Origin of the sequence: Ihubacter sp. rT4E-8, from assembly GCF_049852125.1 — a bacterium.
Classification (GTDB): Bacteria; Bacillota; Clostridia; order Peptostreptococcales; family Anaerovoracaceae; genus Senimuribacter.
This window is the reverse complement of the sequence record NZ_CP187532.1, coordinates 2,195,681-2,209,895: the sequence shown is the minus strand read 5'-3', so window position 1 is coordinate 2,209,895 and position 14,215 is coordinate 2,195,681. Positions and strand designations below refer to the sequence as shown.

Here is a 14,215-nt window from a genome sequence, read left to right as displayed (position 1 = left end):
TACCGCAGGATGGGGAATTTTATGAAAGAATTTAAAAAAGCAGCCAGTCTTTTTCTAAGTCTGCTTATCGTGGTGGGACTGATGCCGTTATCTGTATTTGCTGATAACAGCACAGAGGCAGAACCAAACGGTAGCGCAGCACAGATTGGAAACTATTTTGAGGCGGATGACGTTTCAGGAAGACTATCTTCAGAAAACAATCTGCAGCCGGGCGATACGCAGCAGACTTATGCTGACGGACAGATTAAGGTCAATAAGACCATTCGTCCGACAGATAGGGAAAATGTTTTCGATGTTGATCTGGAAGTGGTTACGAAGGACAAGATTGAAAGGAAGGAAATCTCTGAGGATGCAGCGGTTGTATTGGTAATCGATACGTCTGGAAGTATGAATGACCAAATCGGCGGTCTTTTTAGCCAAACCCGTTTAACGCAGGCAAAAAAAGCAGCGCAGACCTTTATTAATGGTTTTACTTCTGAGAACGGTCAGCGTAAGGTCGCGATTGTAAGCTTCAGTAAAAATGCGGAAATGAAACAGGGATGGACAGACGCGGATGATCTTAAAAGGACTGGTAATTGGCAATGTCAGGCAATTTCTTCTCTTGAAGCTGATGGGGGAACAAATATGGAGGCAGGTCTTCAGAATGCAAAATCATTATTGAATTCGCCAGAAGTATCTGAAATTGCCAATAAGAATATCATTCTTTTGACTGATGGAAAACCAACTTATTACGACGCGGGTAAAGGGCCAGGCAGTGCAACCAGCCATAGCTGTCATGCTAATGTTGAAGCTTTGATGAAAAACGATTTTTCCAACGTAAATAAGTATGCTGTTTATATCGGCAGAGAAGATGATAAAATCAAGTGTGAAGAATGGGGAACATGGAACAAGAGAAAATATGAAGTGATAGAGAATAGCTGTTCTCTGGAAAAGTCTATTCCTTCCTGGCTCAGATCTTGCGGTTTTACGTGCTTTACAACCAATGACGCTGATAAGCTTGTCGCAACTTTTAAGAAGATTTCACAGCTGATTGAGCTACAGGCAAAGGCATATATTCTCACGGATCCGATGGGAGAATACATTAAGCTTGCGGATTCTTCTCTGGCTGAGAACGACGGCGTATCTGTTACAGAGGACGGTTTTACATGGGACTTAAAGCAGGTATTACCAGATGAAACTAGCAAACAGGAAAACGGCGCGGCTTCTTATACGTACAGATTATCCTATCGTGTGAAGCTTAATAACCTGAAAGCTGGATTTGAGATGGATAAATATTATCCTGTCAACGGCGTGACTTCTTTGACTTATCTGATTGAAGAAAAGGGAAAAGAAACAGAGACTGAACTTGAAACCGCATATTTTAACGTTCCGTCTGTAAAAGGCTATACTGGAGATTTGGAGTTCACGAAAGTGGATGATTCCGGAAAGTCTCTTACCGGTGTAGAATTTACTTTAACAGCTGATGACAATGGTAGTTTTAGTATGACGGCCGTTAGTGATGCTTCCGGTAAGATATCTTTTTCTGGAATTCCATCAGGCCATGAGTATACGCTTGAAGAAACCAAAGTTCCGACAGGATATCACAAGAGCGCTGATAAAAAAATCGGCGTGGAGTTTGGTAAAGTCAACGCGGATATTGTAGATGGAAAAATTGTGAATCATGCAAGGAGTATCGATGTAACGGTACATAAAATCTGGGATGATAACAGCGATCAGGATGGTAAACGTCCTGAAAGCATTCAGGTTCAGTTATATGCCAATGGAGAGAAATATGGGCAGCCTGTCACCATGAGCTCACCAGAGACGCCGAAACAGGAACAAAAGCTTAATGAGGCGGAAGTAAATGAACCACAGGAAATACCAGCTGATAATATAACGCCGGAAGTAAATGAACAGCCGGAGGAGGCAGTCAAGTCTGATCAGCAGGATGAATCAAATATTGATACTGATGCAGAGCAGTGGCAGCCAGAAGATGAAACGGCAGATCAGAACCAGATTTCCAATTCTGAGAACACAGATAAAAATGAAGGGACTGACTTGGAAAATACGCCTGAAGCCGTACCATCGGTAAATGAATGGACTTACACATGGAGCGGTTTGCCGGAATACAGCGGAGGCCAGAAAATTGTCTATACTATTGCAGAAGTGGATGCCGGAGAAGGCTATGTGACGTCAGAAATAACCCGCAGTGAGACAGAGGGAATGCTAAGTTTTCGTATCACAAACAGCTGTCAGACAGAAACTGTAAAGTGGAATGTGACAAAGATCTGGAATGATAATGATAATCAGGACGGAAAACGCCCTGACAGTATTCAGGTGCAGCTCTTTGCAGATGGAGTTTCTTATGGAGAACCGGTAGCTTTGCGCGAGGCAGAGAACTGGACGTATACGTGGGATCATCTCCCTGCGTTTAAGGACGGATCGAAGATTTCATATACTGTTGACGAGGTTAGCGTTCCAGCTGATTATGAAAAAACAGTTGTTACGCCGACTACAATTACCAATGTGCATACGCCGGAAACAATCATAATCCCTATTTCAAAGGTTTGGAATGACGACAATGATAAGGATAAGCTTCGTCCTGTGTCAATTGGCATTCGGATCAAAAATGGTGACCAGATTGTACAGACTGTAACTTTGACGGCTGAGAATCATTGGTCTTTGAATGTAACCTTGCCTAAGTATGTTGCAGGCGAGAAGGCTGTATATACGGTTGATGAACCAAATGTACCAGAAGGGTATACCAGCAGCGTCAATGGGTATGTAATTACGAATACACATACGCCGCAGATTACGCCGCCGGGACCGATTACACCTGAACCGGATATTCCGATTATAGATCCTGACGTCCCACTGGGCCCTGGACCGGATAACCCGGATAACCCAGACACACCGGATAATCCGATCATCGACGATCCTGACGTTCCGCTTGCTCCGCTTCCGGAATTGCCGGAGAACGAGTATATGGAAACTGATGGTAAGCCGACAGATCCTAAACAACCGAGAACTGGTGATGAAACGCCTTTACTGGCGCTGACAGGGATATTGCTGGCGTCAGCGGGAACGCTGGGTACAATTCTCATCAGAAGAAAAGAGAAAACAGAAAAATAGACCTGCAAAAAGTTTTGAGTTCTCATAATAGTTCAAAGAAAAGGGCCGTTTCACATTGAAACGGTCCTTTTCCTGTCTGAAGATTTCCCTTTGGAAGTAATCCGTTTGCTTTTCGGGACAAAAATATGCTCCCCTCCATGTCTATCTGGAAGGGAGCATATTAGCATTTTTGTTAATGCAACAGCCTTCTCATTTTAGAATTAGTTTTTGCTGCGCATACGCTTTTTCTCTGTAAGGATCATCCAGAGTAAGCCGATCCCGGAAATCATGACAACGACCCATCCCATCTGAGGATCATCAATAAGTGTTTCATCTGACGGAAGCTGTTCGTCCGGATTAGGAGCGAGAGGAACGTCAGGATCGTCGATGATCGGATTATCCGGTGTGTCTGGGTTATCCGGGTTATCCGGTCCAAGCCCCAGTGGAACGTTAGGATCTGGAATAACAGTGCCGGACGTATCTATTACTCTAGGGATCTGCGCGGTTTTTGTATGACCGCAAGTTACGCAGGTAAAGGTGCGAACGCCTTCAGAAGTGTAGGTAGGCCATGTAGTTACTACGCCGTCGTTCCAGTTATGCGTTTCTTTAAGCTTACCCTCAATGCAATTTTGATTACCTTCGCAGCCCTTCCTGTGGTGAGTTGCATCGTGGAAATATATGAAGCCCTTGGGCTGATGAACATGGAAGTAATTTGCGGGTTCATTTACTGTGTGAGAAGCGTATCCTTCAGTTACATAAACAGTATCCACTTCCTCTGTGTCATCGATATCTTGATTAAAATATCCTCCGGAAATGCTGACCGCATCGTCTGCAAGATGATCGATATACAGAACATCCTTCTGCTGTACGTTCCCTGTAAAGGTACCGCCCGTAATGGTTAGATTCTTCAAGTAGCTTGGCAGTCCGGTATCATCTCCAACTTCCCATGTTTTATCAGCTTGTTGTTTTATTCGGTATACAGCCACAGCAGAATTGTTCAAACTGGTGAAATAGCCGCCGGAGATGGTAACATTCATCGTTTCACCATCCTTTTGCCAGCCGCTGCCGCGGGACACCATAGAGAGAGCCGCGCCGTCTGCAACTGTACCGTCGGTATGCGTTGGCGGCTTTTGCGGTGATTCGGTATATTCCAAAGTGGAGGTGATGTTTCCTCCTGTAACTGTAAGATTTCCGGCTCCAGTAAACTGAACGCCATTCTGTCCAGTGATTGTACCGCCATTGATAGTCATATCGCCCACCTGCGGATGATAAATTGCAGTAACGTCTTCGGTAATCGTACCACCATTGATTTCAATGACAGTTCCGTCGCTAGAACCATTACCGCAGATACCATAACCTGCGCTTTTAATGACGCAATTTCCGTCAACAGTTAGCTTTGTGCGTGCCTGGGTACCATTTCCCAGAACAGCAGCGCCACTGCCTGAATCGAAAACTTTCGCAGTTCCGTTTACAGTAACATTCGCTCCCTATAAAGCGTATAAGCCATATAAAACATTTTCAGCTGCACCAACTGTTCCGCCTGTAATGTTAGCAGAAACATTTCCAGTTGCGTATATACCGCTTGAGAAGCCAGTAGATTTTCCTATCTTAGCATTTTCGACGATGTCATCTTCTACTAAGCCACCTTTCACCGTACCGCCTTCTACTGTTATAACCGAACTTTCGATTGCGTATATACCAGCAGAAAGCCTAGAAAGCGTACCACTTTTGATTGTACTCCTTCCTATTTTGCCGCCTTCCACCAGACCGCCTTTAATATTTACGACAGCATTTTTAGCATAAATTGCAATAGTGTTTAAAGAAGTTTTTTGTCTGCTGAGGTCTGCACAGTTTTTCCTGCAATAGGATTACTTTTAACAATAACGCCATCAATGTTTACGGTTCCACCCTGTGCGTTTATTCCATAATTGGTACCTTCAACTGTTCCGCCACCGCTTAGGTTCAGTGTTCCATCCAATATTCCCAAATAATAAGAATATTGTTTGTTGTTCGGAGCTGGACAATTCCTTACTTTAATATTGGAAGGAATATACAAATTTACTGTTTTTGCATCTTCCATCTTTGCGCCAGCAGAGTTTTTCAGTACATAAACGGTTTGACCGTCAGTTGCCTCAGTAATAGCTTTCTGTAAATTAGTATAGCCGACGCTGCCAATTCTTGCTACATGGGTACGCTTTATTTCGCTAAACTGTACATCCTTTGTCACCTTTACGACAACCTGCTGCTCATATGTGCCGTCGCCGTTCCAGTCAAACTGGTAGCGGTAGTTCAGCGTGTTTCCGTAGCTTTTGAAATACTCAGGCTTTACAGGCACCCAGAAAGTTCCGTCGTTGTTATCACTCCATGCAGTCGCGCTGCCCCACGCAGCGCTCGTGCCATCTGCGTCGTTCCACCACTGTGTGATTTTCTGATACTGTGCGTTTTCAGCAGCGCCCTCCGGCGCGGTAATTTCAATACCGGCCCACCAGCAGTCAGAATCACGACCCTCGTCGTTACCCTCTGCAGTGTAGGAGAGATTTGTACCCGCTCCGAATGTTACGATATTGCCATCTGCTTGTCCGCCGGCCGTAAGACTTTTGACTGCGCCGGACAACTCAATTTTGTTGTCATCTTCGGTAATCGGAGCGTCGCCGTTACCTGTATCGTCCGGTTGAGTTTTTACTTCATTGTCGGTACTTGGGCCGGGCGACTCGTTTTCAACAATGTCTATAGTATCAGTATAAACACCGTTTTCAACATTTGACAGACCTTCGTCTGCCGCCATAGCAGACATGTTGCCCGTTCCCAGCGCTAAGAGCAGGGCAAGAAAAATACTCGCTGCTTTTTTGAATTTTTTCATAAATTTCCCCATCTTACGGATTTCTCCGCTTTTTACCGGGCATATGTCCCTGCCCGGACAGCTGGCTGCCAACCATGGGGATGGTAAGGCCCTCTAGCTTTCCGTCACCGGCTTTCGCCGGCTTTGGCAAGATATCCTCCTTTTCCTGGATTTCTTGATTTGACGCTAATCGCATCTGACATACAGACAAAAACAGCTCTGCGATGATCGCAGAGCTATATTCGTATACCATTAGAAATTAAACGTCTACCGTAAAAATGCAACTGGCTGTCTTGTCGATCCATCAAGACCCTATAGCTTTGCGTCACCGCCTCGCGACGGTTTTGCCTTTGAAGTTTTACAATCAAATTATACTCCTAGCCGCACATTCTTGCCAAACATAATTTCAAAATTTTTCTAATCTTTCTTTGATATAATTCCTTAATTTATATGGATTTACAATGGGATCAGCGATGCTAATTCGTTGACCTCGCTGGTGTTTTGATGTATACTATTACCATTATATATACAAAATTATAAGGAGATTGAAATGAATAGTGAAAAGGTTTTACTTGTTATAGATATGCAGACAGATTTTGTTACAGGTACGTTGGCAAATATGGAAGCGCAGGCGATTACTGAGGGTATTGCCGGCAGAATACGGGAATGTAAGGAGGACGGCAAGAAGGTGCTCTTTACCAGAGATACCCATAGTGATGATTATCTTGATACGCAGGAGGGCAGGATGCTGCCTGTAGTGCACTGTGTGAAGGGCAAGCCGGGACATGAGCTGATCGATTGTCTTCAGCCGTTAGCTTCAGAGGAAGACATATTGGATAAGCCGGCCTTTGGGTCTATGCAGCTGCCGGAGTGGATTGAGAGAAAGTGCGGAGGCGTACCGGAAGAAATAGAAGTGATAGGCGTTTGTACGGATATCTGCGTTATTTCTAACGCTTTGATTCTCAAAGCAGCTTTTCCGGAAACGGTGGTAAAGGTGGATAGTCGCCTTTGTGCCGGTGTAACGCCAGAGAGCCACGAGACGGCGCTGAACGCGATGAAAGCGTGTCAGATTATCGTGGAGTAGAAGATGCGGTAGTCAGAATACGAGGTGACGAATATGTATGAATTTAACGCAAAAGAAGTTAAGAACCAGATCATAGAATGGATTCGGAATTTTTTTGAGGAAAATGGGAGAGATTGCAAGGCGATTGTGGCAATCAGCGGGGGGAAGGACAGCTCCGTAGTGGCCGCTTTGTGTGTGGAGGCTTTGGGAAAGGAACGAGTTTTCGGCGTGCTGCTGCCCTGCGGGGAACAAGCGGATATTGACGCATCTAAGCTGTTGGTTTCGCATCTTGATATAGAGCATTGTATCATCAATATAAAAGACAGCTTTGACGGTATGATGCATGGGGTGACGGCACAGATGCCTGTGGAAATCAGTAAGCAGACAAAGGTGAATCTGCCTGCAAGGCTGCGGATGGCAGCAACCTATGCAGTGGCACAATCCATGAACGGCCGTGTGGCTAACACTTGCAATTTGTCAGAGGACTGGGTTGGCTATGCTACACGATACGGCGATGGCGCGGGAGATTTCAGCCCTCTGTCAAAGTTGACCGTTCAGGAGGTTAAGGCCATTGGGCGTGAATTGGGGCTGCCGGAAAAACTGGTAGAGAAGACACCGATAGACGGGCTTTCCGGACTGACTGATGAAGAAAATCTGGGATTCACCTATGCGGCGTTGGATCAGTATATTCGAACCGGCGTCTGCGAGGATAAGGAAATTCGTGAAAAAATCGATTTAAAGCGGAAACAGAATAAATTTAAGTTAGAACTGATGCCTTCCTTCCAGTATGACGGTCCAGTGCTGGCAAAAGAGTAAGGAGGGGAAATATGCTGTTATCAAAATTATTTGAAGAACTGCCAAATGAATTCGAAAGGGAGATTAGCGGATTATGTATCGACTCGCGTAAAGCGAAATCCGGAGATCTGTTTTTCTGCCTGAAAGGTTTGGAAGCGGACGGCCACCGATTTGCGGACAAAGCGTGTCAGGCCGGCGCGTGTGCGGTTGTTCACTCTGACGATCTGGACGAAGCAGCCGGCGTTGCTTATATCAAAGTCGAGGACGTTAATGCTGAATTGAATCGAATTTGCGACCTGTTCTTTGACCAACCCAGCAAGAAGATGACTGTTTTTGGCGTTACGGGAACGAATGGAAAAACTACGACCACTAGTATTATACGGGATATATACGGAAAGAAAAAACCCTGCGGATATATGGGGACAATTGCTGTGGAGTATGGCGACGTAAGCCGTGTGCCAAATCTGACCACGCCGGACGCGTTGGAGATTCATGAAAGCCTGCGGGAAATGGTTGACTACGGAATGGAGGCTGTAGCTATGGAAGTCAGCTCCCATGGATTAGCCATGGGCCGGACGGATACGGTGGATTTTGACATAGCGGTCTTTACCAATCTGACCTATGATCATTTGGATTATCATAAGACGATGGAAGCGTATTTTGATGCCAAGAGGTTACTGTTTTCCCATATGAAACCGTCAGGAAAAGCGGTTTTGAATGCGGATGAGGGCAGCTTTGCGGAGTTGGCTCGAAGCTGCAGCTGTCCGTATGTGACGTACGGCGTGCAGGCTGAGGCGGATTACCGAGCAGAGGATGTGAGTCTGAGAGCTGACGGAACGGACTTTACTCTGGTCTGCGGCGGCAGAAAATATTCTGTGAAAACTAATCTGGTTGCTCTCTATAATATCTATAATCTTCTGGGCGCCATAGCGGCGATGCATCAATCCGGTATGGAAATAGAGGACATGTTGCCGTATATGGCTCACATTTCTCAGATAGACGGACGTATGGAGATGATTGAAGCCGGACAGAATTTCCATTTGATCGTGGATTATGCCCATACGCCGGATGGATTTGAAAAGGTTTTTCAGTATGCGAGAGAAATTGCCAGCGGTGATATTTATACTGTGTTTGGTTGCGCGGGTAAGAGAGATCGAGTGAAGCGGAAGGTCTTGGGTGAGATTGCCGGAAAGTATTGCCGAAAGGTATTTGTTACGGAGGAGGATCCGAGAAATGAACGTCCTTGCGATATTGCGGCGGCTATTATAGAAGGTTCCGGAGCGGACAAGTCGGTGTTCATTGAAGACCGTTACAAAGCGATTGAAGCGGCTGTAAAAACGGCAAAGGAAGGAGATTGCCTGCTGATTCTCGGGAAGGGCGACGAGCCGTATATGTATTATGAAGAAGGCAGGCGGCCATGGATGGGCGATGATGAAGCTGCTCGTAAAGCTGTAGAGTTCCTGATGAGGGAAAGCTAAAAACGGCGTGCTGTTTAGAGAGGGTGAGCTGTAAAATGTGTGAGGCGAAATATTTAGAAATACAGCTTTTGGGCGGTATTACTGTCAGATATGGGGAAAATGTTGTAGGGATAGGGACAAGCGGCGCGAAATCCGGGAAGCTGTGGACGTTGTTTGAATATATTGTCCTTAACAACAACCGAGTCATTTCTCAGGATGAGCTGATTGACAGAATGTGGCCGGAGATGGAGGTTTCTAACCCGGCGAATTCTTTGAAAGTGCTGATGTTTAAGCTGCGCAAGGAGTTGGACAGTCTGGGAGGAGTTCCTGGGAAAGAAGTAATACGCAGCGCTGACGGAGGATATCGCTTTAACAGAGAAATTCCCTATCGGCTGGATATTGAGCAATTTGATCGGTATTTGGAGGAGGTTAGGGCGAGCCAGGACACGGAAAAGCGGATAGGCTTCCTTTTAGACGCGATTGATTGTTATAAAGGACATATCTATATGGACGCGAAAAGGGAAAGCTGGGCTCTCCCTGTCCAGACGCATTACTATGAGCTTTTTGAGAAAGCGATTCGTACATTGGCCGCATTGTTGCTGGATAAAGGAGAATATCAGAAAATTATTGATATCTGTAAGAATGCGCTTTTGATTCAGCCGTATTCGGAAGAATTTTATTACTATATTATTCGTTCATATACGTTGATGAAAAAATACAGCGCGGCGTCGGATATGTACAAAAAGGTGCGGGCTGTTCTGAGCGATGAGTTTGGAACGATGCCTGACGCCCGGTTGGAATCCGCTTATAAGGAGATTCTTAAGCAAAAACCAAAGGGACATATGACCATAGAAGAAGTGCATGACGACCTTGAAGAAAAAAAGGTCTATGCCGCTACTTATTTTGTGGAATACGGTGAGTTTCGTTCCATCTATCGGTTGATGGCGAGAAGGGTGGATCGCATTAAGAATAAATCGTATCTATGTATCTATTCTCTCGATACTCAGAAGGGAATCTCCGTGTCAAAGGATGTTCGGCAAAATCATATAAGAATTATGGGCCAGGCTTTGGCTTTCGGACTTCGGCAAAGTGATATTTTCTGCAGAAGCGGAGCAAATCAGTTTGCGGTACTGTTGGAAGATATAAAAGAGGAAAATACGATAAATATTGCTAACAGAATCAAAGCCTATTTTGAGCAAAATCGTGAGAATCCTGGTTTTACTGTAGGATATCAAGCCAGAGAAATTGAATCGGCATATTTTGGGGAAAAAACGAAAATTTTGACGATAGATAGATAACTCAAAAATAACCTCTGTATATTATACTAACCTAGAACAGTTCATTTGAATTGTTTAACACACACACAACACACTGCAAAGCAAGATAAACTTGCTAATCCCCCTTACTAGGAAGCCTTTCTGAAAGGCTTCCTGTAATTTTTTGCGGACTATTGTTTTAGAATGCTTTCCATAGAAACACCGGGCTTTCGTATATTCCTTTTCAGTAGATACAGCCCCTCTGTATCACCTTTTGTTAGCGTATTGATACCGCTTCGACAACTGAGGGTAGCACGAAAGTTCATTTTTTTCAGCAGGGGCCGAACACTGTCGGTGTATGCGCCGAAGGGCCAGGTGAAGGTGATTGGCGAAACACCTGTAGTTTCTTTTAACTTTTTTTGCAGCTGTGTTAGATCGGCCTGCAGCATTTCTTCATATTTTTCCTGGGTTTCTCCTGCTTTGATTCGCGCGCCTTTGCGGCCGTTTTTTTGTTTATGGAGATCATAGGAATGATTTTGGATTTCCCAGAGACCGGAAGACGCCATTTCTTTTAGCTGATTCCAGGTCGCGTTGCAGTAGTCTTCTGCCCGGTACTCGGCCTGTGCAGCTTCCTCGCAGGCGCTGCCAATCACAGAAATAACAGCTTTCATGCCGTATTCCTTCAGAATGGGCGTACCGTATTTATGATTATTGTAATAACCGTCGTCAAAGGTAATGACTACCGGTTTTTGGGGCAGTGAGACGTCGCCTGACTTATCGTAAACGTAGTCGATCAGATCTTGCATGGTTACCGCTGTGTAACCATTTTCCTTCAGCCATGCCACATCGTTTTTAAAGGTTTCCACAGGGATAAAATAATCGTTTACCTGATTGCTCTTTTGCGTTAAACCGTGGTACATGAGAATGGGAACCTGTACTTGTTTTTCGTTCTGTTCTGCTGAAGAAGCTGACACAGCCGCGGAGCTTTGCTGGGACTTTTTCTGCGCATCCGCCGCTCCAGAGGAACGGTGCTTTGACAACAGGCGAATCAGGGCATAAGTATCGATCCAGATTTCTGAATTGCATTCTTTCTGGGATTCGTCGAAGATCAACTGCATACCGAAGTGGAGGTGGGGGACGTTGATGTTATTGACATTTTCTTTGATACTGTATCCGGTTTGCCCGGAATATCCGATCAGCTGGCCAGCTTCGACTTTGCTGCCGATCTTCAATCCTTTGGCAAAGGGCGCGTCCTTGCGAAGATGGGCATAGTAATAATAACGAGATCCGTCGTGACTGCGGATGCCGATGCGCCAGCCGCCGTATTGATTCCAACCAAGCGCTTCTACTTTACCGCCTTCTACGGCGATGACAGGTGTTCCTGTTGAACAGAACATATCATGGCCCAGGTGTTTTCGGGCAAATCCGTAGCTTCGACCGTTACCGAAATCATCACTGTCTGTGTACCAGTAGCCTTCAGCGATAGGAGAACAGGCGACCAGCCCGTAAGTACCGTCGGGGCGAAGTCCGAGAAAACCGCCTATGACGGCAGTATAGGCTTGTTTGTAATAATCAAAATATTTGATGTCTTTAGTTATATCCTCTATGGATTTTCCCTTTTCCAGCGTTTCAGCAAAGGAGATCAGATCCTCTTTGTGATATCCAGAAAAACTGCCGCCGTAACGGGCTGCAAGGTAGGATAGCGCATCGATCCAACTGATATGAAGGTCCTGATCCCAGGTTTCAATGTCTAGCTCCATGGCGTCCGCCAGAGCCTCGTAGGAGATGTCAAAGTCTACCCATTTGATCAGATCCTTCCCGTCATCGACAGTAGACACGGCCAGTCCTGACAGACTACCTTCGCTGACCATGGTGCAGACAAGCATACATATGAGAAAAAATGAGAGAAACTTCTTTGCCATATCATTATCCTTTCATGACAATATATCGGTATAGGCAGAAGATTATTCTTGAAGAAATGGGAAAAAGGTTGTACTATTTAAGTATACGAGTTTGAAAGGGGACGTTCATGAAAATTGCATTTCACACGTTAGGCTGCAAAGTCAATCAATACGAGACAGAAGCCATGAAGGAGCAGTTTGCTGCTGCAGGACATCAAATTGTAGAGGAAGACGGTTTTGCGGACGTCTATGTGATCAATACATGTACTGTGACTAATCTGGCTGACAGAAAGTCACGCCAGTATATTCGTCGTATGAAACGGCTAAATCCGCAGGCAGTGGTAGCGGTTACCGGGTGCTATGCGCAGGTGAGCCCACAGGAGGTCAGTGAGATAGAAGGGGTGGATGTTGTAGCCGGTACAGGGGAAAAGCAGAATTTGCTTGCATATATTGAGGAGTACCAAAATCTGGGCGAGAGCCAATGTCATGTACGCGCGTATGAGGAACTGGATCATTATCAGTCCAGTGGCGTCATTACGTCCATGGAGAGCCGAACTCGAGCTTACATTAAGATTCAGGAAGGCTGCAACCGGTTTTGCTCTTATTGTATTATTCCGTATGCGAGAGGAAAGGTCAGAAGCCGTCCGCTTGCAGAAATTAAGGAAGAAGCAAAGGGATTGCTGGAAAAAGGATTTAAGGAACTGATTTTAACCGGCATCAATACTGCGCTGTATGGAACGGATTTGGGATATGACGGTATTGCGCCGCTAATCGCTGAATTGAACGGGCTGTACGGGGACTTTCGCATTCGTCTCAGTTCCCTGGAGCCGACTGTAATCAACGCGGATTATGTGAAGGGGCTTCTGATTTATGAAAAGCTTTGCCCGCATTTGCATCTGTCCATTCAGAGCGGGTCTGACGCGGTTCTGCACCGAATGAACCGGCGGTATACTAGAAAGGAGTACCTGGACATAGTGAAGGCGCTGAAGGATTTCGATCCTTTATATGGTATTTCTACAGACATTATCTGTGGTTTTCCGGGAGAAACGGAGGCTGATTTTGAAGACAGCCTTTCTATCATCGATGAAGCGGGCTTTTGCAAGGTACATGCGTTCAAGTATTCACGAAGGAAAGGCACGCCGGCGGCTGATATGACAGACCAGATATCCGGCGATATCAAAACGCGGAGAAGCCGGATTTTGATGGCGAAAGCTGATGAGGACGCGGGACGTTTCTACGATGCGTGTAAAAAGGCGGTCAGACGCGTTTTGTTCGAGGAGACAACGGAGGACGGATTTTTAACCGGTTACACGGACAATTATATAAAGGCTTATGTAAAAGGCCAGCCGCAAATGCTAAACCAGTTTTACCAGGTAAGACTTTTAGAACAATATAAAGATGGTATGAAAGGAGAGATTGTAAATGGCTGATTGTATTTTTTGCAAGATTGGAAAGCATGAGATTCCATCGACAGTAGCTTACGAGGATGATAAGATGATCGCGTTTCATGATTTGGATCCGCAAGCGCCTGTCCATGTGCTGGTGATTCCAAAGAAGCATATTGCTTCTCTGGACGATGTGAAGGAAGAAGATCGAGAGCTGATGGGATATATTATGTTTAAAATTCATGAGATTGCTGCTGATTTGGGTCTTGAAAATGGCTATCGTGTTGTGAGCAATAACGGTGAGGATGCTTTCCAGACTGTGAAGCATCTGCATTTTCACATTCTTGGAAAACGCAAGATGGCTTGGCCACCGGGCTGATGTCGCTAGTGGACTGAACCAGAATCTAGTGAAAAAATCTGAATAATGGA

General features: G+C 45.4%; 11 protein-coding genes and 2 riboswitches. Of the genes, 7 read left to right on the top strand and 4 right to left on the bottom strand.

The genetic code is table 11. The annotated features are described in order from the left end of the window. Positions 1-21 precede the first annotated feature (21 nt). A complete protein-coding gene (locus ACPW7J_RS11040; RefSeq protein WP_424959565.1) occupies positions 22-3,111 on the top strand; it encodes a Cna B-type domain-containing protein in 3,090 nt (1,029 codons plus the stop codon). A 200-nt stretch (positions 3,112-3,311) separates the two neighbouring features. On the opposite strand, the gene ACPW7J_RS11035 is transcribed toward ACPW7J_RS11040, so the two are convergent. The 3 genes from ACPW7J_RS11035 to ACPW7J_RS11025 form a co-directional block, all read right to left on the bottom strand. Next, positions 3,312-4,340 carry a hypothetical protein gene (locus tag ACPW7J_RS11035; protein ID WP_424959566.1) on the bottom strand — a complete coding sequence of 343 codons (1,029 nt, stop codon included), beginning with the start codon at positions 4,338-4,340 and terminating at the stop codon, positions 3,312-3,314. A gap of 237 nt (positions 4,341-4,577) precedes the next feature. Then, on the bottom strand, positions 4,578-4,853 hold the full coding sequence (locus tag ACPW7J_RS11030; protein WP_424959567.1) for a hypothetical protein: 276 nt from the start codon (positions 4,851-4,853) through the stop codon (positions 4,578-4,580). A 53-nt stretch (positions 4,854-4,906) separates the two neighbouring features. After that, on the bottom strand, positions 4,907-5,950 hold the full coding sequence (locus ACPW7J_RS11025) for a hypothetical protein (RefSeq protein WP_424959568.1): 1,044 nt from the start codon (positions 5,948-5,950) through the stop codon (positions 4,907-4,909). A 53-nt stretch (positions 5,951-6,003) separates the two neighbouring features. After that, positions 6,004-6,088: riboswitch (cyclic di-GMP riboswitch) on the bottom strand. Between the two features lie 117 nt (positions 6,089-6,205). Further along, a riboswitch (cyclic di-GMP riboswitch) is annotated at positions 6,206-6,288 on the bottom strand. A 191-nt stretch (positions 6,289-6,479) separates the two neighbouring features. On the opposite strand from ACPW7J_RS11025, the gene ACPW7J_RS11020 reads away from it, so the two are divergent. Genes ACPW7J_RS11020 through ACPW7J_RS11005 form a run of 4 tightly spaced genes read left to right on the top strand, consistent with a single transcriptional unit; the run spans position 6,480 to position 10,542 of the window. After that, on the top strand, positions 6,480-7,013 hold the full coding sequence (locus ACPW7J_RS11020) for a cysteine hydrolase family protein (protein ID WP_424959569.1): 534 nt from the start codon (positions 6,480-6,482) through the stop codon (positions 7,011-7,013). 33 nt (positions 7,014-7,046) lie between these two features. Beyond that, complete coding sequence (nadE, locus tag ACPW7J_RS11015) at positions 7,047-7,808, top strand: NAD(+) synthase (protein WP_424959570.1); 762 nt, start codon at positions 7,047-7,049, stop codon at positions 7,806-7,808. Positions 7,809-7,819: 11 nt separating this feature from the next. Continuing rightward, on the top strand, positions 7,820-9,265 hold the full coding sequence (locus ACPW7J_RS11010) for a UDP-N-acetylmuramoyl-L-alanyl-D-glutamate--2,6-diaminopimelate ligase (RefSeq protein ID WP_161875256.1): 1,446 nt from the start codon (positions 7,820-7,822) through the stop codon (positions 9,263-9,265). A gap of 35 nt (positions 9,266-9,300) precedes the next feature. Continuing rightward, the gene (locus ACPW7J_RS11005) at positions 9,301-10,542 is read left to right on the top strand and encodes a BTAD domain-containing putative transcriptional regulator (RefSeq protein ID WP_161875255.1); all 1,242 of its coding nucleotides are present in this window, start codon (positions 9,301-9,303) and stop codon (positions 10,540-10,542) included. Between the two features lie 149 nt (positions 10,543-10,691). Here ACPW7J_RS11005 and ACPW7J_RS11000 read toward each other — a convergent pair whose 3' ends face one another. After that, entirely contained in the window at positions 10,692-12,422 is a 1,731-nt protein-coding gene (locus ACPW7J_RS11000) for a polysaccharide deacetylase family protein (RefSeq protein WP_161875254.1), read from the bottom strand. A gap of 107 nt (positions 12,423-12,529) precedes the next feature. Between ACPW7J_RS11000 and mtaB the strand changes: the two genes are divergently transcribed. Both mtaB and ACPW7J_RS10990 read left to right on the top strand, forming a co-directional pair. Continuing rightward, on the top strand, positions 12,530-13,831 hold the full coding sequence (gene mtaB / locus ACPW7J_RS10995; protein ID WP_424959571.1) for a tRNA (N(6)-L-threonylcarbamoyladenosine(37)-C(2))-methylthiotransferase MtaB: 1,302 nt from the start codon (positions 12,530-12,532) through the stop codon (positions 13,829-13,831). After that, positions 13,824-14,165 (top strand): histidine triad nucleotide-binding protein, encoded by a 342-nt coding sequence (locus ACPW7J_RS10990; protein WP_161875252.1) that lies wholly within the window; start codon positions 13,824-13,826, stop codon positions 14,163-14,165. Before mtaB ends, ACPW7J_RS10990 begins: the two co-directional genes overlap by 8 nt. Positions 14,166-14,215: the final 50 nt, after the last annotated feature.

Bases quoted from the DNA above. Each gene is read 5' to 3' on its own strand.
- ACPW7J_RS11040 (WP_424959565.1), top strand. From the start codon at position 22: ATGAAAGAATTTAAAAAAGCAGCCAGTCTTTTTCTAAGTCTGCTTATC.
- ACPW7J_RS11035 (WP_424959566.1), bottom strand. From the start codon at position 4,340: ATGACTATCAATGGCGGTACAATCACTGGACAGAATGGCGTTCAGTTT.
- ACPW7J_RS11025 (WP_424959568.1), bottom strand. From the start codon at position 5,950: ATGAAAAAATTCAAAAAAGCAGCGAGTATTTTTCTTGCCCTGCTCTTA.
- ACPW7J_RS11020 (WP_424959569.1), top strand. From the start codon at position 6,480: ATGAATAGTGAAAAGGTTTTACTTGTTATAGATATGCAGACAGATTTT.
- nadE (WP_424959570.1), top strand. From the start codon at position 7,047: ATGTATGAATTTAACGCAAAAGAAGTTAAGAACCAGATCATAGAATGG.
- ACPW7J_RS11010 (WP_161875256.1), top strand. From the start codon at position 7,820: ATGCTGTTATCAAAATTATTTGAAGAACTGCCAAATGAATTCGAAAGG.
- ACPW7J_RS11005 (WP_161875255.1), top strand. From the start codon at position 9,301: ATGTGTGAGGCGAAATATTTAGAAATACAGCTTTTGGGCGGTATTACT.
- ACPW7J_RS11000 (WP_161875254.1), bottom strand. From the start codon at position 12,422: ATGGCAAAGAAGTTTCTCTCATTTTTTCTCATATGTATGCTTGTCTGC.
- mtaB (WP_424959571.1), top strand. From the start codon at position 12,530: ATGAAAATTGCATTTCACACGTTAGGCTGCAAAGTCAATCAATACGAG.
- ACPW7J_RS10990 (WP_161875252.1), top strand. From the start codon at position 13,824: ATGGCTGATTGTATTTTTTGCAAGATTGGAAAGCATGAGATTCCATCG.